The organism is Acinetobacter sp. NIOH-H-8, assembly GCF_046635365.1.
GTDB lineage: Bacteria > Pseudomonadota > Gammaproteobacteria > Pseudomonadales > Moraxellaceae > Acinetobacter.
Genome location: NZ_JBHDVN010000267.1, coordinates 1 through 416, shown reverse-complemented (window position 1 = coordinate 416; position 416 = coordinate 1). Strand labels below are relative to the sequence as shown.

At 27.4% G+C, this 416-nt stretch carries 1 pseudogene; it reads right to left on the bottom strand.

Annotation, left to right across the window (positions count from 1 at the left end):
- A pseudogene (locus tag ACEWB7_RS18160) lies at nucleotides 1-416 on the bottom strand (hypothetical protein); the annotation flags it as partial.

Genomic DNA, 416 nt, shown 5'->3' with positions numbered 1-416 from the left:
TCAAAGAATTCTTTAGTAAAAGTTTCTAAAGTAGTACCACCTCTAAAACGAACTTCTCCTTCTTCTAAGGATTCTACTATTTCATGGTATTTATCTAATAGTTCTATATGAGAAGTAACTTGCATTTCAGCAAATAGCTTGGCTTTTTCAGGTTGTTGGTTAATTGTTTTTTTGATAAATTCATTGAACTTTAATTTATCAAATATATTCGTTGCAATTATTTGTAGATCTTGGCTGATTGTAATTGATGATATATCCTGTATTAATTCGGAATCTACATTGGACATTGATAACCAAATTGTAAGTTGAAACTCAGTTGTCAGACTTTCCAAAGATTTTTTTAATTCAGCAATTTTTTCTAAAATATCATCAATTTCTTGAATCTTAGCTTTTTCAATATTTAGCCTTTCTAATAA